Genomic DNA, 18,781 nt, shown 5'->3' with positions numbered 1-18,781 from the left:
ACACCCCGTGGGCTCGCCGACGCGCCAACTGATCTTGAAAGTGCACAGTCGCTGCAACCTGAGCTGTGACTACTGCTACGTGTACGAGAGCATAGATCAGAGTTGGCGGGAGCAGCCGAACACGATCGCGGCGGCGACCGTGGATCGCCTGGCCGAACGCATTGACGAACACGCGCGCCGGCATGATCTGCGCGAGCTCGAGGTGGTCCTGCACGGCGGGGAACCCCTGATGGCCGGGCACGACGTCCTGGCGGCGACCCTTGGCAAGATCCGCGCCGCATTCCCCGCGACCCGGTTCGCGATCCAGACCAACGGCATCCTGCTCGACGACCGGTTCCTCGAGCTGTTCCACGAGTACGGCGTCCGCGTCGGGGTCAGCGTCGACGGCGGACCGGCCGCCACCGACCGGCACCGGCGGTACGCGAACGGGCGGGGCTCCTACGACCGGATCTCAGCCGGTATCGCACGGTTGATGGAGCCGGCGCACACAGGGATCTACGGCGGCCTCCTGTGCACCATCGACGTGCGCAACGACCCCGGCGAGGTGTTCGAGGCGCTCCTCGCGTTCCGGCCACCGCGCATCGACCTGCTGCTGCCCCACGGCAACTGGACCACGCCACCGCCGGACCGGGAGCGGCCGCTGGCCTACGGGAACTGGCTGATCCAGGTGTTCGACCGGTGGTACGACCACCGGCCGGCCGAGACGAACACCCGTATCCGTCTGTTCGAGTCGATCATTGCCCGGCTGTTCGGGCGGCCCAGCCACACCGAGACCATCGGCGGCGAGCGGCCGGGGATCGTGACCGTCGAGACCGACGGATCGTACGAGCAGTCCGATGCGCTCAAGACCACCACCGAGGGCGGGCCGGCGACCGGGCTGACGGTCGGCGGCCAGAGCCTCGACGAGCTGCTCGACTACCTCGCCGTCGCCGCGCCGTACCGGCTCTCGGCCAAGTGCCAGGCCTGCCCCGTGGTGCAGGTCTGCGGTGGCGGGCTCCGCGCGCACCGGTACTCCGCCGAGAACGGCTTCGACAACCCGTCGGTCTACTGCGACGACCTGCTGACGCTCATCAACCACATCGCGTCCCGCGTTCGCGCGGACCTCGCCCAGGCCGCGGCGGCCGGGCGGTGAGCACGGTGCGAGCCTCGCTCACCCAGGAGCAGTTCGGGGGGATCGCCGCCGGATACGGCGACGCCGGCGCCATGGCCGTGCTCGCCGCCGGCCAGCTGGCCAAGCGCAAGGCCCTGATCGCGATGGTGCTGCGGGTGGCGGCCCCGACGCCGTACGCCGGGCCGTTGGGCACCGCGGCCGCGCTGCTCACCCGGGCCGAGGCGAGCGCACCCGACGCCGTGGCGGGCGTGCTCGCCCATCCGCACCTCGACGCCTGGGCGACGCTGTGCCTGCACCGGCTCGCCGACCGCGACGAGGGGTCCGCGGAGGACCTCACTGACCTCCTCGGGCACCTCTCCTCCTATGCGGCCGCCGGGGCGATCGCGGCGGGGCTGCCCTTCGACATCGAGCTGCCGACGCTCGAGGGCGCGGCGAGCGTGCCGGGGCTCGGCCGCGCGACCGGGCTGGGTGAGGGCCGGGCGCACGTCTGCGCCACCGCATCCGGCGTCCGGTTCACGGGCGCGTCGGGCACCGTCGTCGAGCTCGACGGCCCGGGCTGGCAGCCGCGCCGTTCGGTGCCGCTGGCCGGCGGCTGGCGCCTCGCCGTCGAGGACCTCGATCCGTTCCGGCACTGCTACGAATCGCCGCCGCTGGCGTACCTCGGCGAGGCCCGCGCGCATCACCTCGAGAAGCTGCTCGTCGAGGCCTGGCAGCTGATCGAGCAGGAGCACCCCGGCCACGCCGTCGGTATCCGGCACAGCCTTCGCTCGATCGTCCCGCTCGCCACCCCGGAGAACGGCACGATGATCAGTGCCGCGTCACGGCACGCGTGCGGCTCGGTCGGGTTGTCGATCCCGGACACCGCGGCGGATCTGGCCCTGCTGCTGATCCACGAGCACATGCACGCCAAGCTCGGCGCCCTGCTCGACCTGGTCGATCTGCACCGGCGCACCGCGGGCGCGGTCTTCCACGCGCCCTGGCGCCTCGATCCCCGCCCGGCCGGGGCGCTGCTGCAGGGCATCTACGCGCACGCCGGGGTGACCGACTATTGGCGGCAACGACGACGCGGTCGGGATGCCGACACCCGGCGGGCGGCCGCACAGTTCGCGTACTGGCGCGCCATGAACCAGATCGCCGTCGATGCCCTGGCGGACAGCGCCGAACTGACAAACCCGGGTATGAATTTCGTGCGCGATCTGCGGGCCACGCTGGACGGCTGGGAAGCTGAGCAGATCGACCCCGTAATTCTTTCGCGAACCCGATTGTTTGTCACCGCCCAGGCCGTGCGCTGGCTGCTCATCAATGCCCGGGCGAGCGCCGAGGAAACTGAACGATTCCTAAGGTACGTGCGTTTCGGTGCCGCCCCCGGCGAGTTCGCCGAGCGCGGAGAGATCCGCCCCGGCACGGTCCGCGGACCAGCCGGCGCGCCCGGGATCCTCGGTGAGATGCATCGATGGCTCGACGGCCGGACCGACATGGTGAGGCCGTCTGGCCCTGATCCCGTCTCGGCAGGCATGATGCTGCTCGGCGGCGACGCAATCGGAGCCGAGCGGGCCTGCCTGGCCCGCCTCGACGCCGACGCCGCCGACGACGACGCCTGGATCGGCCTCGCGGTGGCCCGCACCCTCACCGCCGAGCGGCGGAACGGTCCGGATTCGAGCGATCCGGCCACGCGGATCCTTCGGACCCGCCCTGAGCTGCTGCGCAATGTCGTCCAGAAGATGCAGCACGACAACAATGCCGGCGCCGCAAGTCAGGTGATGCGACTCGCCGGTAAGTTATGAGCTCGGGACCAATTCCGAAGAGCTCTTGTGCCATACTGCAAGGCGTGGATTTTGCCCTGGCGGAGAGCCGGCGATGTCGACATCCGCAACATCCGTAGTAGCGGGTGCTCATCCCAGCACGGTGACGTGCCGTGCCCGGTCGTCGGCCAGTCTTGATGGTGGCTTCACACCGCGTGACCGATCCTGGCCCCCTGCCGACGGTTTCGCAAAACCACGACTCTCCAACACACACTTTTCTCACCTGAGGTGAAGCATGCAGAAGGCGGCCGACGCGGCCGTGCCGGCCTCGATCCAGGCTCCGTTGCTGGATCTCGCGTCGGCACCGCTGGCGACATTGCTGTCCGAGCCCGAGGGCCCGGAGCGAACCACGCTGAACGTCGTGATGAAGCGGCTGTTCGATCCGCGCGAGCGTGACCTGCTTACGGTCTCCGCGTTCGGCTCCGCCCTCTGACCGACCCCCGACCCGAGCCGCCCGGCCGATACCGCGCACCCTGCGGTCTCGCCGGGCGTCGGTCGTTTCCGGCCGCGAACACCCGGCCGGGGCCGCGGTCGCGGCCCCGGCCCGGTCCGGCTACGTCGGCGGCGGCGAGATGTCGCAGTTGAGCCGGCGACGCCCCTCCTGCAGCGCCACGGTGTTGGGGTGCGCGGGGCCGAGCGTCTCCGCGCTACGCGCGAGCGTGGTCGCGAAGAGCTGGTCGCCGCTCGCCTCGTCGCCGGTCGCCCGGCGCGACACCACCAGGTTCCAGGCCGCGGCCAGGGTGTCCGGGTTGTCGGCGCCCAGCACCTCCTTCAGCCCGTCCCAGACGTTCTCGTCGATGTTCCGGGCGCCGAGCAGGTCATCCTCGTCGAACACGACGTTGGCGAGGTTGATCCGGCTGGACAGGGTGTAGGGGTGCCTCGGGCCGAGCGCCTCCTCGAAGAGGCGGGACGCCTGCTCCGAGAGCTCCCGGGCCTCGGCGAGCCGGCCGTTGATCCGCACGAAGATCGCCAGATTGTTGAGCGCGGCCACGCGGAACGGGTGGCGCTCGTCGAAGAGGTGGGCGAGGCGCTCGTAACCGGCCAGAACCTGGCGGGCGATGCGCTCGGCCTCCTCGTTGCGGTACTGCGCCGACTCCTCGAAGGCAGCGTTCATCAGGCAGGACAGGGTGTCCGGATGGTCCTCGCCGTGAAGCTCGCGGTAACGCTGCAGGGTGTCGGCGGTCAGCTGCTGCGCCGCGTGGACCTCGCCGAGCTTGCGGAGGGTCACGGCCAGGTTCTTTGCCGCGCGCAGCGTCGGCGCCGACGAGTCGCCGAAGGCCCTCCGGTAGATCGGCAGGATGTCGTCCAGCACCTGCCGTGACATCGCGAAGCGCCCGAGCGCCCGCAGGTCGTGCGCGAAATTGTTCGCCGCGAGCAGCGTGTGGGGGTGCTCCTTGCCGAAGCTGCTGTTGTTCCGGCGGCGGGTGAGCTGGTCCTCGTCGAGGTCGGCCGCGCCCGCGAAGTCCCCGACCAGCCGCAGGGAGACCGCCAGGTTGTTCTCGGCCAGCAGGGTCTTGTCGTGCTCGTCACCGAACGTGCGCTTCGCCCGCTTGTACGTGTCCTCGGCCAGCACCTTCGCCTCGTCGTAGCGGCCCAGGGCGCGCAGGTCGGCGGCGAGGCCGCCGGCGACCATGACGATGTAGGGGTCGTCGCGGTCCTCGACCTTCTCCTTGAGCAGCTCCAGGGCCCGGCTGTCGATCGCCAGGGCCCGGTCGTACTCGGCCTGCGAACGCAGTGCGTTGCCCAGGTGGAAGTCGACCAGCAGCGTGATGGGGTCCTCGCCGATAGCCGGATCGGCCCGCCAGATCGCGACGGTCTCCTCGGCGAGCTCCTGGCTGCTGGGGAAGTCGCCCCGGAACCACAGGTACCGCACCACGTCCGCGACGAACAGGCGGACCGCCCCTTCCGGCGAGTGCTGGGCCTGGGAGCCACGGACGTGGGGCAGCAGCCGGGCGTAGGTGGGCCAGCCCTTCAGCTCGTCGGGCTCGGTGCGCTCGGCGGTGGCCAGCACCCGGTGGACGTGGCGGCGGTTCTCCTCGCGCTCCGCCTCGGTCAGGCTGCCCCGGATGACGTCCTGCATGAGCCGGTGGATCTGGATCACCGTCTGCCCGGTGTCGACGGAGGCCAGGGCGTACCGGCCGATCCGGCGGATCAGCTGGCCCCGCCGGATCGAGTCGTGCAGCGCCGGGTCATAGCGCAGCAGCGGCTCGGTGAAGCCCGGGGTGTACAGCAGCCCGGTCGGAATCGGTTCGGGCGCGAAGAAGGCGCAGATCTCCAGCAGCTTGGCCGCGGCCGGGGACTGCTTGCGCAGCTGGTCGAGCGACAGCTGGAACGTGGCCGTCGTGGTGCGCTCGTAGCCGACCGGCGCGTTCTCGGACAGGACGCGCAGGGGGTGCGTGTCGAGCAGCTCGAGATAGCGCTCCACCGGCATGCCCGTCTCCGACAGCCACGCCGCCGCCTGCTCGATCGCCAGCGGCAGGTCGCCGAGCCGGGCCGCGACGGCCTCGGCGGCGGCCGCGGGCAGCCCGGCAACGCGGCGGGTCAGCAGCGTGACGCTCTCGGCCCGGGTGAACGTGTCGATCTCCACGACCTCCGCGTCCTGCGGCGCCCACTCCTGGTTGCGGGAGGTGAGCAGGACGTGCCCGGGGCCCTGGGGCAGGAACTCCCGGATCGTCTCCGGCTCACCGACGTTGTCGAAGATCAGCAGCCAGCGCGGCGAGAAGCGTCCATGGCGCAGCGCCTCCCGGACCAGCCGCACGCTCTCCGGGGAGTCGGCCTCCTGCTGCAGGTTGAGCTTCTCGGCGAGCCGGCCCCACAGATCGCCCAGCGACGAGCGGACCTGGGCGACCTGCTCGGCGGAGATCCACCAGACGAGGTCGTAGTCGGCGGCGAACCGGTACGCGTACTCGATCGCGACCTGCGTCTTGCCGACCCCGCCGAGGCCGTAGAGGGCCTGGGGCACAACCACGGTGATGTTGGCCGACAGCCGGTCGCGCAGCTGGTCCAGGGTGTCGCGGCGACCGGTGAAGGCGGCGTTGCGCTGCGGCACGTTCCAGATCGGCGGCAGCGCGCCCGGAAAGCGGGGACCCGTGCCGACGTCGGTCGCGGCGGACCGGCCGACGGAGTCCCCGGTCGCCCCGACCGCGCCGAGCACCGCCTCGTGGGCGCGGTCCTGCGGCACGCCGGCCAGATCCACGGGCAGGCGCTCGGTGAACGGCGGCGCGATGCGGGTGCCGTCGAGGCGGATCGGCGCCGGCGGGGGCATCCCGGCCGCCGTCCGGCTTTCCAGCAGCTGCCACAGCGGCACGGCCTGCGGCGAGGAGACGTAGTCCTTGGACAGCAGCACCAGGGTGCGCCCGGCCTTGGCGAGGCCGCGCTCCACCTCCGTCGCGAAGTTCGGGCCCGTGACCGAGTCGATGTCCAGCAGGGTCACCCGCATGTCGACCTCGAGCAGCCGGTACTGGATCCACTCCGCCCACATCCGGTCCACCGCGGCGTAGCTGATGAGCACGTCGGAGGTGCTGCTCGGCCGGGGGCGCTCGAACTTCGCCAGCCACTGCCGCCGCTCCGACTCCTCGATGGCCGGCATCTCCCGCACGTCGCCGTCGGTCAGCACGCCGGCCAGCCGCTCGTAGGCGGCCAGCAGGGAGGTCTCCAGGCGCGGGCGCTCGGCGAAGGTCGCGAGGATCTCCTCGTAGGCGAAGAACGGCTTGTACGGGATCTCGACGTCGCCCCAGTACCGGTTCGCCTCGTCCAGGTTGCGGTGCTCCAGGAACGAGCGGAAGCGCCGGCGGGCGTGGTCCCGGCCGATCTCCAGCTTCACCTGCTCCGCGTCCTCCACTCGCATCAGCGCCGGCACGAACCGCAGCGGGCGGTCCGGGCGCTGGTTGCGGATCGACTCGCTCACCGCGACGGCGCCGTCGATGCTTTGGATGCTCAGTGTGAAGCAGTTGACCACGACGTCGGGCAGCAGCACCGTGCACACGCCGGCCGCGTCGCTCAGGCCGGTCCGGCTGTCGACGAGCACGTAGTCGTAGTGCTGGCGCATGTCGCGCGCCATGGCGTCGATGAACGCCGTGCCCTGGAGCCGGTCGTAGAACCTGGGCCAGTCGAACGTGCCGACGCTCGCGGCGTACGCGTGGTTCTGTCGCCCCGACGGCAGTAAATCGACGCCGCCCTTGCCGGGGAACGAATGCCACTCCAGCGACACCGCGTGGTTGCGCACCCGGGCCTGCGCGTCGATCCAGCCCTCGTCGTCGGCGCGGTCGGGCCGCATCGCGGCGGTGACGAAGCCGGTGAGCATCTCGATGACGCCCGTGGAGTTGCGCAGGTCCTTGTCGAGCAGGAACGGGTGGAAGTACCGGTGCAGGCCGGGCGACTCCAGGTCCCAGTCGACGACCAGCACCCGCTTGCCGCTGCTGGCGAGGATCCAGGCCACGTTCGCCAGCGTCATCGTGCGTCCGGAGCCGCCCTTGTACGAATAGAAGGTCACGATCCGGCCGGACGCCGCCGTCTCTTCAGTCGCAGTCATCGTGCCTCCTACGGTCCTTCGAGCATCGGGCGCGGGGGGTACTTGCCGGGTGGCGGCCGGCGGGAGATCTGGCCGTCGACGACGAGCCGGTTGCGCGCCTCGGCCAGGACGACCGCGAGGTCGGCCTCGAACGACGGCCCGGTGATGATGCTGCGGCGGGACATGATCTGGCCGAGGCGGCGCTCGCTGCTGCCGAGGACCTCGCTCATGAGATCCGCGAGGCGGCCGCTGTTGGCCTCGGTCTGCGCGTCGACCGGGCTCATCACGACCAGCATCGCCGAGACCTGCTCGCGCTGGCGGTCGTAGTCCCGCAGCAGGTCGCGGTGCGCGGCGACGTCGACGCACCACGGGTCCACGAGCAGCACGACGATGTGGTTGCGCTGCCGCGCCGTCTTGATCCGTTCGGTCAGCTGGTCCAGCCCGGCGAACGTCGCCTCGAACCCGTACTCGGAGGCGACCTTCTGGGCATAGTCCCGCAGCGGCCGGCCGGGCCCGAACGGCGACCAGTGCAGCGGGTCGGTGCCGTAGAAGCTGCCGTCGCGCGCAATGGCCTCGGCCTCGGCCCGGGTCGGTGCGGCGACGACGAAGTGCAGCGTGTCGGCCGAGCCGGAGACGGCGCCGGGGCCGGGCGGGTGGAAGGCGCTGTCCAGCCGCGCGAAGTCCTGCTCCGAGAGGCCCGACGGCGGCGCCTGGTCCGACCCCGCCACGGCGACGATATGCGTCGCGATCGCGTTCAGAAACACGTAGTACGGGTCGTGGAGGCTGTGTAATCGCAGCATCTGACGCAGCCCGTGCTGGTGGTAGGCCGCCTCCTGCACGTCGATGCCGTAATGGATGGACTGCGCCACCTCGGGCAGTTCCTTCGGCGGCAGCCAGACGACCGGCACCAGTCCCTGCACCCGCGGGTTGCCGCCCCCGGCCGACCGCTGCGCGAACAGCGTCCATTCCCTGCCGCAGGGCCGGCTCAGGAAATACGCCGGGGAGTACAGCGCCAGGAAGCACGAGCATTTCGCGATCGCGTCGACCAGCGCCTGCGGCCAGTGGTCGCCCAGCTCGATATTGTGAATGTCGAAGAATCCGACCTCATCGGTCTGGTCGAGCCCGGCGTGCGCCCGCACTTCGTTGCAGAGATCGTCGTAGAAGCGCCTGATGTATGGGTCGTCGGGACCGCGGGCGTAGCTGAGGAAAAAGTACAGCACTCGTCCTCCGCGGCATGCCGATCCGACCCCCTGGGGCCTCAGTATATAGATCAACATGCGCGCAAACACCCCCGCCGATCCGAGATGGCGACGGGGGTGACGCGCAATCGTCCTAACCGGCGAGGCGTTCCGCGTTTCTCAGGCCTGGTCGGCGGTGGCGAAGGGCACCGTATCGATGCCCAGGGCCAGCGCCACCGCGCCCAGGGCCGCCGCCCGTGGGGTCAGTACGCTCTGCACGACCTCCACCGCGTCCGCCGCGGCGGCGAGGGCGGTCTCGGCCAGGCCGCGCTGCAGCGGGGCGCGCAGCAGGTCGGTCGCGGCGCCCAGTTCGTCGCCGAGCAGCACCCGCTGCGGGTTGATGAGGTTGACGAGGTTGCCCAGGGCGTAGCCCAGCTGCGTGCCCGCGTCGATGATGAGGCGGCGGCAGCCGGGGTCGCCGGCGTGCGCGTAGGCGATGAGGCCGCCGAGGTCGTGCAGCTCCGGGTGGCTCTGGCGGGCGTTGGCGAGCAGGGCACGGCCGCCGACGGCGAGCTCGACGCAGCCGCGGTTGCCGCACCGGCACACCGCGCCGCGCGCGTCAAGGGTTACGTGGCCGAGCTCGCCGGCGGTGCCGGCGGCGCCGCGGTACAGCCGGCCGTCCAGCACTATGCCGGCGCCGATGCCGGTGGCGAGCTTGACGTAGACGAGGTCGGTGCAGCCGCGGCCGGCGCCCCAGACGTACTCGCCGAGGGCGGCCAGGTTCGCGTCGTTGTCCACCCGCACGGGCAGTCCGAGCCGCGCGTTGAGCTCGTCCGCCGGGCGCAGGTCGGCCCAGCCGGGCAGCATCGGCGGCGAGCCGATGCGCCAGTCGCGGGTGATCGGCGCGGGCACGCCGAGGCCGACGCCGACCACGTCGTCGCGGGTGGCCCCGATGTCGCCGAGTGCGGCGTCGATCAGGCCGACGGCCAGCTCGAGGGCGTCGGCCGGGCGGTCGTCGATGTCGAAGTCGGTGCGGGAGCCGCGCTCGGCGATAACCGCGTGCCCGAGGTCGGCGACCGCGACGCGCACGTGGCGGCGGCCGATGTCGGCGCCGACGGCGATGCCGGCGCGGCGGGTCAGCTGCACCACGGAGGCGGGGCGGCCGCCGACGGGGCGGGCCGCGGCGCCGACCTTCTCGCTGACGAGCCCGGCGCCGCCGAGGTCGGTGAGCACGGCCGAGACGGTGGGGCGGGAAAGGCCGCTCAGGGTGACCAGCTCGGCCCGGGTGCGGGGGCCGTACAGGCGCAGCGTCTCGGCGACCCGGCGGGCGGTGCCGCTCAGGCGCCGCCACAGGTCGCGGGGATGCGTCTGCTGCGCCGCCACGGCGCGTAATCCTTCAGGGCCGTCAATAGTTATGTCAAGGGTTCACCGAACCCGTCCCCCGCGAGGACGCCAGGCGTCCGGCGGGGCCGAAGGCCCGGGCGAGCGGCCCGCCGGCGCCGAGCGCCGCGATGGCCCGGCTGGCGCGGCTCTTGACCGTGCCTGCCGAGCAGCCCAGCTCGTTGGCGATTTCGCGTTCGGACAGGCCGGTCCAGTACCGCAGCAGCAGCACTGTTCGCTGGCGGGGCGCCAGGCGGCGCAGCGCGGCGAGGACGAGGTGGGCGGTGTCGAGGCCGTCGTACGGGTCGGCCGGCGACGGCTCGGGAAGGGTGGCCGCGGGGACCTCGCGCCGGAGGCGCCGGCCGGCCCGCCAGGCCGCGCGGGTCATCACGCGCCGCATGTAAGCCTCAGGGCGGGACCACCCGCCAGCCCACGGGGACCGGGACGACGACCCGGCCGGCCACGATGTTGCCGTCGACCAGCCGGGGCGTCGGCGGCGTCGCGCCGACCGGGCTCGCCGTCGCGGGTAGGCGCTCCGGCGCCGGCCGGGTGGCTTCTCGTCGCCGTCAGCCACACAAAGGCCGCGACGGGCGGAACGGTTCCATGCGACACGGAGGCGGCGCCACCGGAGCCCGCAGGCCCCGGTGACGCCGCCTCGAAGGGAGAAACCTCAGACGTTCCACACCTGGAAGGTGGAGAGCTGCCCGGCCGGCCAGCCCGTGTTCGACGTGAAGGTGAGGCGGAAGTACCGCTGCGTGCTCGCCGTGAACGTGATCGTCACGGTGTTGTTGGCGCCCGGCGTGAAGCTGTAGTCCGCCGCCGCCTTGAGCTCCGTGAACGACGAGCCGTTGGTGCTGCCCTGGAGCTGGATGCGCTGGGTGCGCGCGCCCCACCCGGCCGGCAGCTGCAGCACGACCCGCGACGCGCTCTGCGCCGAGCCGAGGTCGACCTGCACCCACTGCGGGAAGGCGTTGTTGACGCTCTCCCAGTAGGTGTTCTGGTTGTTGTCGACGACGTTGCCCGAGGGGTACACGTCGTTGTGGCCGGACTCGGCGGTCGCCTTGCCCGCGGCCAGGTCCGTCGGCGTGGTGCCGCCGGCGCCGGTGCCGCTCAGCGCGACGGTCGTCGGGCTGTTGTTGGCGTTGCTGGTGACCGTGAGCGTGCCGCTGCGGGTGCCCGAGGCCGTCGGGCGGAAGGTCACGCTGACGGAGCACGAGGCGCCGACGGCGATCGAGCCGCAGTTGTTGGTCTGGGCGAAGTCACCCGAGACGCTGACCCCGGAGACCGAGGCCGCCGCGGTGCCGGTGTTCGTGATCGTGACCGACTGCGCGGCGCTGGTGGTGTTGAGCGCCTGCGAGGCGTACGTCAGCGAGGCCGGCGACGCGCTGAGCACGGGCGCGTTGGGCGTGCCGCCGCCGCTGGGGTACACCTCGAGCTCCGACAGCTGCGCGGCCGGCCAGCCGGTGTTGGCGGTGACGTTCACCCGCACGTAGCGGACGTTCGTCGCCGGCACCGTGACGGCGACCGTGTTGCCCGAGGCCGGGTTGAAGGTGCGCCCGGCCGAGGCCGACAGGGTGCTGAAGTTGGTGCCGTCGGTGCTGCCGGTGATCGACAGCGTCTGCGTGCGCGTGGCCCAGGCGGTGTCCGGCGGCAGCTTCAGCGTGACCTTGCCGATGCTGCTGGTCGCGCCGAGGTCGACCTGCACCCACTGCGGGAAGGCGTTGTTGTTGCTCTCCCAATAGGTGGCCGCGTTGCCGTCGGTGGCGGTGCTCGGCGCCTGCGTGCCGTTGACCTGGCTGCTGGCGGTGACGGTCTTGTTCAGCGCGATGTTGGTGTCGGTGCCGATGCCGGAGCCGGTCAGGCCCACGACGGTCGGGCTGTTGTTGGCGCTGCTGGTGACGGTCAGCGAACCGGTGCGCGAGCCCGAGGCCGTCGGGGTGAACTTGACGGTCACGATGCAGGACGCGCCCACGGCGATGCTGCTGCCGCAGGTGTTGGTCTGGCTGAAGTCACCGGAGGTCGCGATGCCGGAGACGGTGGCCGCGGTGGTGCCCGAGTTGTCGAGGGTGACCGTCTGGGCGGCCGCGGAGGTGCCCACGACGGTACCGCCGAAGCTCAGGCTGCCCGGGTTGGCGTTCACGATCGGGCCGGGGGCGACACCGGTGCCGGACAGGGGCACGGTGTTGGTGATGCCCGACGCGGTGACGGTGAGGGTACCGGTGCGCGAGCCCGCCGCCGCCGGGTGGAACGTGACGCTCACGGTGCAGGACGCGCCGGCGGCGATGCTGCTGCCGCAGTTGTTGGTCTGCGCGAAGTCGCCGCTGACCGCGATGGTGCCGACCGGGGCCGCGCCGCTGCCGGAGTTGGTGACCGTGACCGCCTGGGCGGCGCTGGTCGAGCCGGTGACGACCGAGCCGAAGCCGACCGCGGCCGGGCTGATGTTGATGCTCGAGCCGTTGTCGGGCAGGTACGGCGGGAAGGTCGGGGTCTGCAGGTTCGAGCACGCGGTGGTGGACAGGCCGCTGTTGCCGCCGCCGTCGGTGAGCGTGAAGCCGACGCCGCAGTTGTAGATCGCGGCCGGGGCCTGTACGCCGGTGGCGGTGGAGTTGCTGATCGTCGCGGCCCCGCCGACCTGCTCCTGGATCGCCCAGGTGCCGGTGTTCTGGATGGTCGCGTTGTTGATCTTCACGTTGGAGATGTTCGAGCCGGAGACGAACTGGATGGCCTCGAACGGGCTCTGCTGGATCAGGATGTCGTCGACGTTGGTCAGGCCGTTCATCACGCCGTCGCGGGCGTCGAACCACAGCGCGCCGACGCCGAACTGCCAGTTCGGGTCGAGGCTGCCGGAGCGGATGATCGTGTTGCGCAGCACGTCGGTGCGGCCCAGCGTCGTGGAGGCGAAGCGCTGCGCGACGTGGATGCCACCGCCCTGGGTGAGGCCGGCGTCGACGACCCGGTTGTCGGTCACGAAGTTGTCGTGGCCGCCGTAGATCGCGATGCCGTTGGCCAGGATCGGGTACTGCACCGTGTTGTGGTCGAACGAGTCGTTCGCGTCGGCGTTCTGCTCGGCCCAGGTGGCCAGGCCGTCGTCGCCGGCGTTGCGCACGTCGCTGTTGGTGACCCGCGAGTTGGTGACGCCGTTGTGGAAGTTCACGCCGTCGGCGGTGAAGTTGCGCAGCCGCAGCCCGCTCATCACCAGCTTGTCGAACGGCCCGTCCATCCAGGCGCCGACCTTGGTGTGCTCGATCCAGACCCGGTCGACGGTGGAGTTGCTCATCGCCCCGCCGATGCCGTTGACCTGGTCGGAGTCGTTGCGCTCCTGGACGTTGCCGAAGATGGCGAAGTCCGACAGGTGCACGTTGCTGCTCGGCGTCGGCGCGTAGTTGCCGTAGAAGCCGATGCGGTCACCGGTGGTGCGCGAGCGCCACATGCCGGCGCCCTTGATGGTGATGTTGTTGACCGCGATGTGGCCGAGGATCTTGAACGTGCCCTCGGGGATCCACACGGTGCCGCCGGCCCCGGCCGAGGCGATCGCCGAGTTCATCGCGGCGGTCGAGTCCTGCACGCCGGTCGGGTCGGCCCCCTTGCTGGTGATCGAGACCGAGCCCGACGGCTGGGCCAGCGCCGCGCCGACGTTCTCGAAGTCGGCGAAGTCGACGGTGTACGACGACGCGGTCGAGTCGGAGTCGACCTGCAGCTTGAACTTCGTCCCGGCCGGATAGGTGGTCGGGAACAGCCGGTTGACCTCGTCGTAGAAGTGGTGCGGGTTGCTGCCCGGCTGGTTGCTGAACGGGTAGCTGCTGTAGTACCAGCTGTACGCGTTCGTCAGGGTGAAGTTCGTGCTGCGCGTGCCGTTGATGTACAGCGACAGCGGCGCTGTGTAGACCGAGCCGCCCGCGGTGTCCGGGATGCTGTAGCGGAACACGAGCGAGTTCGTCGCCACCGGGGTGGTGAACTCGACGTACTTGCCCTGGCCCTGCAGCGTGACGGCCTTGCGGTAGGAGGCCTCCGCCGGCAGCGTGTTGTATGCCGCGCTGGGGCCGATGACGGTGCCGTTGGTCGAGGCGTTCTCGGCCTGTACCTCGACGTAGGGCAGGGTCGCGCCCACGCCGCCGGTCGCGGCCGCGAGGGCCGGGGTCGCGACGTAGACGGCAACGCCGGCGGCGGCCAGGGTGGCGCCGGCGACGAGGGCCGCGGTCCGCGCCCTGGGCCTCAATCTGGGAATGCGCATGGGGGTGCCAACTTTCGACGGGCCGGGCGCACGGTCGGACCCCCGGTTGGCGGCGGCGGGGGCCTCTACTCAGTGCGCTGAACGGGGGATGCACCGGTCGGCGGTTTGGTCGGTGCAAGAGGGACGGTAACGCCAGCGACACGAGCGCGCAATATCTAGACTCATCTTCGCAAGACTCAGACCGATGGACGCACCAATCCGGTCTCGTAGGCGAGCACCACGAGCTGAACCCGGTCCCGCAGCCCCAGCTTGGTCAGCACCCGCCCGACGTGGGTCTTGACCGTCGTCTCGGCGACGCGCAGCCGTTCGCCGATCTCCGCGTTCGACAGCCCCTCCGCGACCAGCAGCAGCACCTGCCGCTCCCGGTCGGTGAGCAGGTCGAGCCGGCCGGTCCCGGCCGGGGCCCGGGCCGGCGCCGGGGCGGGCACCACGAACCGGTCCAGCAGGCGCCGGGTCACGCTTGGCGCCACGACGGCGTCGCCGGCCGCGACCACCCGGATCGCGGCGAGCAGGTCGGCCGGGGGCGCGTTCTTGAGCAGGAACCCGCTCGCCCCGGCCTGCAGCGCGGCGAAGGCGTCCTCGTCGGTGTCGAAGGTGGTGAGCACCAGTACCCGGGGCGCGTCCGGCCGGGCGGCGAGCCGGGCGGTCGCGGCGACCCCGTCCATCACCGGCATGCGGATGTCCATGACCACCACGTCGGCCGGGGTGTCCCGCAGGAGCCGCAGCGCCTCCGCCCCGTCGCCGGCCTCCCCCACGACGGTCATGTCGGGCTGGGCGGACAGGATCATCCGGAACCCGGCCCGGACGAGGTCCTGGTCGTCGACGACGAAGAGCCGGATCATCCGGACACCGGGATCGAGGCCCGCACCTGCCACCCGCCCTCGTCGAGCGGCCCGGCCGCGAACGTCCCGCCGTGCATGGCCACCCGCTCCCGCATCCCCACCAGCCCGTGCCCGGGCTCGCCGGCCGGCGCGGGCCCGCGGCCGTCGTCGGTGGCCGTGATCGTCAGCCGGCCGCCGGCGCGCTCCAGCCGTACCGTCAGCGTCGCCCCGGCGCCCGCGTGCCGCAGCGTGTTCGTCATCGACTCCTGCACGATCCGGTACGCGGTCAGCTCCTCGGCCGCCCCGAGCGGCCCCGCCGCGCCGAGCACGCGCAGCGGCAGCCCGGAGGCGGCCGCGAGCTCGGCCACGTCGGCGAGGCCCACCCGGCGCCGATCGTCCGCGGAGGGCCCGCGCAGCACCGACAGCACCCGGCGCATGTCGGTGAGCGCGTCCCGGCCGGTGGCCGCGATGGTGTCGAGGGCCTGCCGCGCCTGCGTCGCCGCGGGATCGAGGGTGTACGCCGCGCCGTCCGCCTGCACGATCATGACGCTCAGGCTGTGGGCGACGACGTCGTGCAGCTCCCGCGCGATGGCGGCTCGCTCGTCGGCGGCGGTGAGCCGGGCGAGATGGTCGCGCTCGCGCTCCAGGGTCGCGGTCCGCTCCTCGAGGGAGGCCACGTAGAGCCGGCGGGTGCGCACCGAGAAGGCGGTCACCCAGGCGGCGACGGTGATCGCGCCGAGCACGGCGAACACCGTCCAGAAGTTGCCGTTGTTGCGCCGCTCGGTCGCGGCGGCCAGCACGACCCCGACCCCCGCGCCCGCGCCGGCCACGCCGCCCCAGAACAGCCTTGGCTGGTACTTCACCACGGAGTACATCGCGATGAGCGCGGCGATGTCGACCATCCGCACCGCCGGGCGGACCGCCAGCTGCGCGAGGGCGAGCCCGCAGACCACCACGGCCACCGGCACCGGGTAGGCCCGCCGGAACAGCAGCACGAGCGCCATCGCGGCCAGGATCGCGGCGACGGCGGGCGGGCGGGCGAGATCGCGCTCGAGGTACAGCAGCGCCAGCACGCACGCCGTGACCCCGATGTCGAACAATCTCGCCCTCACGCTGTCCAGATTAGGTCCTGTCCTGTCGGTCATGCCGAGCCGCGACGGAGTCCAGATTTCGCCTGCGTGTGCCCCGCGGAGGCCTGGCTACCGGTGTTGTAACCCGGCCTTCGCGGGGTGCGCGCAGCGCCTTGGGCGGGCCGGCTCGCCGCAGCGCGCCGGGCCGGCCCGGGCGAGGGTCTGGGCCCGGCGCAGGCCGGCATGACCGGCAGGGCGGGGCCTAAGCACGGGCGGCGCGCCGGGCCGGCAGGACCGCGGCGAGCACGGCCGCGGCAGCCGCGAGGCCCACGAACCCGGCCAGCTGGCCCACGGGCACGCTCAGCAGCGGCTGTACCGCCCCGAAGGCCGCCTTCGCCGTGAGCCACCCGTACAGCACCCCGAACGCCACCCCGCCGAGCGCCCCGGCCAGGGCCATGAGCAGCGCCTCGGTCAGCAGCGTGGCGCGCAGCTGCCCGCGGGTCAGGCCCAGCGCCCGCACCAGCCACGACTCCCGGGCCCGCTCCAGCACCGACAGCGACAGCGTGTTGCCGATCCCGATGACCGCGATGACCAGCGCGAACGCGAGCAGGGCGGCGATGATCGCGACCATCTGGCGGATCTCGGCGTTGCGCTCGTCGCGCACCTCGGCCAGGTCGGCCACCTGCACCAGCGGGTGGGTGGCGAGGGTGTCGTCGAGGCGCTGCCGGGCGGCCGCCGCGGACTGCCCGGGGGCGGCCTTGACGAGCACGAGCGCGTCGTCGTGGACGCCGGGGAACAGCGCGGCGAAGTCGGCGTCCGACAGCACCACGTCGCCGACGAGGCTGGAGCTCTGCGCGACCGCGGCGACGGTCACGGTGAGCCGGCGGTCCCCGGCGACGAGGTCGAGCCGCTCCCCCGCAGTGGCGTGGACCTCGCCGGCGGCGGCCACGACGGCGGTACCCGGGCCGAGCCCCGCGGCGACGGCATACGCCTGCGGATCGACGGTGCCGACCAGCACGTCGCCGGCCTGGCCCTGGCGCACCGGCGCGACGACCGGGAAGCCGGCCGCGCGCACCTCGCCCGCGACCGCGGCCGGCACGAGGTCGCCCGGCACCGACGGGGTGAGCAGGTAGTCGACCGGGAACGCCCGGTTCAGCTGGGCGTCGGCGGTCCGGTTGGCGGTGGCGGCGACGGTCCCGCCGCCGGCCATCAGCGCGACGCCGATGAGCAGGGTCGCCGTCGTGGCCGCGGTCCGCCCCGGGTGGCGGGCCGCGTTCGCCGCCGCCATCTTCGCCGGTACCCCGAACAGCCGCCCCGGCAGCCACCCGAGCGCCCGCACGACCGGCCCGACGAGGCGGGGCATGAGCAGCAGCAGGGCCGCGAAGTTGCCGATGCCGCCGAGCATCACCAGCACCATCGCCCCGAGCGCCCCGCCGGTGCCGCGCAGCCCGGCGGCGGTGAGCGCGGTGCCGCCCAGCGCGGCGAGCCCGGCCAGCACCAGCGTGGTACGCCGGAATGCGCCGGACTCCGGCACCGCGGCCCGCAGCGCCGCCATCGGCCGGACCCGCGCCGCCCGCAGGGCCGGGGCGACCGCGGCGCCGACGGTGACCAGCAGGCCGAGGGCCGTCCCGGCCAGCAGCGGCGGCGCGGTAAGCACCACACCGCCGGCCGGCAGCCCGAGCAGCGGGGAGAGCCGGGACAGGGTCAGCGCGACGAGCACGCCGAGCCCGGTGCCGAGCACCGCGCCGGCCCCGCCGACGAGCGCCGCCTCGGCGAGCACGAGCCGGAACACCTGCCCGCGCCCGGCCCCGACGCAGCGCAGCAGCGCGGTCTCGCGCAGCCGCTGGGCCATGAGGATGGTGAACGTGTTGACGATGACGAAGCCGGCGACGAGCACGGCCACGAGCGCGAACAGGCCCAGGCCCACGAGCAGCCCGCCGAGCTGCCCGGAGGCGGCCTTGGCCAGGTCGTCGCGCAGCTGCCGGCCGGTCCGCGCCCGCGCGTCGGAACCGGCACCGAGCCGGTCGCGCACGGCGTTCGCGTCGGCACCCGGCCGCAGCGCGGCGACCACCTCGCGGTAGCCGGTGGCGCCGGTCAGCCGGGTCAGCTCGGCGTCGGTGACGACCACGGTGGAGGTGCGCCCGCCGCGGAAGCCGGTGACGTCGACGAGGCCGACCACGCGCAGCCGCTGCCGCCCCTCCCCCGCGTCGATCACGGTGATCTCGTCGCCGGCCGCGACGCCGATGCGCCCGGCGGTCCGCGCGTCGAGCGCCGCCTCGCCGGTCATATCCGGCAGGCGTCCACTGTGGACGTCGAACGGCCGCAGCCGCGCGACGGTGCCGGCGTTGACGCCGTAGCCGGGCTCGCCGAGGTCGGTCACGAGCCGGCCCCGCCGGTCCAGCAGCGGCAGCCGCTCGGCCCGGCGCCCGTCGGCCGCGGCCACGCCGGCGTCGGCCCGCGTACGGTCCAGAGTGGACGGGTCCAGCCGGGCGTCGCCGCGGGCGGTGACGGCGGCCCCCACGTCGCGGGCGGCGCGGGCGTACTCGTCGTAGAGCGCGGCCTGAGCCGTGTCGCGGTAGATGAGCGTCCCGGCGACGAAGGCCACCGCGAGCACCACGGCGACGAGGGTGGGTACGAGGCGCCGGACCCGCAGCCCGGCGATCGCGGTGCGCAGCACG

At 72.7% G+C, this 18,781-nt stretch carries 11 protein-coding genes; 3 read left to right on the top strand and 8 right to left on the bottom strand.

All coding sequences use genetic code 11. The features are described 5' to 3' along the window. Positions 1–7 precede the first annotated feature (7 nt). The 3 genes from AB0B76_RS12800 to AB0B76_RS12790 all read left to right on the top strand — a co-directional run bounded on the left by AB0B76_RS12800 (position 8) and on the right by AB0B76_RS12790 (position 3,346). Positions 8–1,132, top strand: a complete 1,125-nt coding sequence (locus tag AB0B76_RS12800; protein WP_360373998.1) for an FxsB family cyclophane-forming radical SAM/SPASM peptide maturase — start codon at positions 8–10, stop codon at positions 1,130–1,132. A gap of 5 nt (positions 1,133–1,137) precedes the next feature. Then, the gene (locus tag AB0B76_RS12795; RefSeq protein WP_360373996.1) at positions 1,138–2,895 is read left to right on the top strand and encodes an HEXXH motif domain-containing protein; all 1,758 of its coding nucleotides are present in this window, start codon (positions 1,138–1,140) and stop codon (positions 2,893–2,895) included. Between the two features lie 253 nt (positions 2,896–3,148). After that, on the top strand, positions 3,149–3,346 hold the full coding sequence (locus tag AB0B76_RS12790; RefSeq protein ID WP_360373994.1) for a hypothetical protein: 198 nt from the start codon (positions 3,149–3,151) through the stop codon (positions 3,344–3,346). A 120-nt stretch (positions 3,347–3,466) separates the two neighbouring features. On the opposite strand, the gene fxsT is transcribed toward AB0B76_RS12790, so the two are convergent. The 8 genes from fxsT to AB0B76_RS12750 all read right to left on the bottom strand — a co-directional run bounded on the left by fxsT (position 3,467) and on the right by AB0B76_RS12750 (position 18,780). Then, a complete protein-coding gene (gene fxsT, locus AB0B76_RS12785) occupies positions 3,467–7,444 on the bottom strand; it encodes an FxSxx-COOH system tetratricopeptide repeat protein (RefSeq protein ID WP_360373992.1) in 3,978 nt (1,325 codons plus the stop codon). A gap of 8 nt (positions 7,445–7,452) precedes the next feature. Further along, complete coding sequence (locus AB0B76_RS12780) at positions 7,453–8,643, bottom strand: TIR-like protein FxsC (protein WP_360373990.1); 1,191 nt, start codon at positions 8,641–8,643, stop codon at positions 7,453–7,455. A gap of 138 nt (positions 8,644–8,781) precedes the next feature. Then, a complete protein-coding gene (locus AB0B76_RS12775) occupies positions 8,782–9,984 on the bottom strand; it encodes an ROK family protein (protein ID WP_360373988.1) in 1,203 nt (400 codons plus the stop codon). Positions 9,985–10,018: 34 nt separating this feature from the next. Further along, on the bottom strand, positions 10,019–10,555 hold the full coding sequence (locus AB0B76_RS12770; RefSeq protein ID WP_360373986.1) for a sigma-70 family RNA polymerase sigma factor: 537 nt from the start codon (positions 10,553–10,555) through the stop codon (positions 10,019–10,021). 96 nt (positions 10,556–10,651) lie between these two features. Then, entirely contained in the window at positions 10,652–14,212 is a 3,561-nt protein-coding gene (locus AB0B76_RS12765) for a choice-of-anchor D domain-containing protein (RefSeq protein WP_360373984.1), read from the bottom strand. Positions 14,213–14,388: 176 nt separating this feature from the next. Next, positions 14,389–15,054 carry a response regulator transcription factor gene (locus tag AB0B76_RS12760; RefSeq protein WP_360373982.1) on the bottom strand — a complete coding sequence of 222 codons (666 nt, stop codon included), beginning with the start codon at positions 15,052–15,054 and terminating at the stop codon, positions 14,389–14,391. Beyond that, positions 15,051–16,145: a sensor histidine kinase gene (locus AB0B76_RS12755; protein WP_360373980.1), complete on the bottom strand. Its 1,095-nt coding sequence runs from the start codon at positions 16,143–16,145 to the stop codon at positions 15,051–15,053. Before AB0B76_RS12755 ends, AB0B76_RS12760 begins: the two co-directional genes overlap by 4 nt. 220 nt (positions 16,146–16,365) lie before the next feature. Then, the gene (locus AB0B76_RS12750) at positions 16,366–18,780 is read right to left on the bottom strand and encodes an FtsX-like permease family protein (RefSeq protein ID WP_360373977.1); all 2,415 of its coding nucleotides are present in this window, start codon (positions 18,778–18,780) and stop codon (positions 16,366–16,368) included. Position 18,781 lies beyond the last annotated feature (1 nt).

This window comes from Dactylosporangium sp. NPDC049140 (assembly GCF_040648435.1).
Note: the sequence above shows the minus strand (reverse complement) of the source record. Positions and strands in the feature narration are given on the sequence as shown.

Bases quoted from the DNA above. Each gene is read 5' to 3' on its own strand.
- AB0B76_RS12790 (WP_360373994.1), top strand. From the start codon at position 3,149: ATGCAGAAGGCGGCCGACGCGGCCGTGCCGGCCTCGATCCAGGCTCCG.
- fxsT (WP_360373992.1), bottom strand. From the start codon at position 7,444: ATGACTGCGACTGAAGAGACGGCGGCGTCCGGCCGGATCGTGACCTTC.
- AB0B76_RS12765 (WP_360373984.1), bottom strand. From the start codon at position 14,212: ATGCGCATTCCCAGATTGAGGCCCAGGGCGCGGACCGCGGCCCTCGTC.
- AB0B76_RS12760 (WP_360373982.1), bottom strand. From the start codon at position 15,054: ATGATCCGGCTCTTCGTCGTCGACGACCAGGACCTCGTCCGGGCCGGG.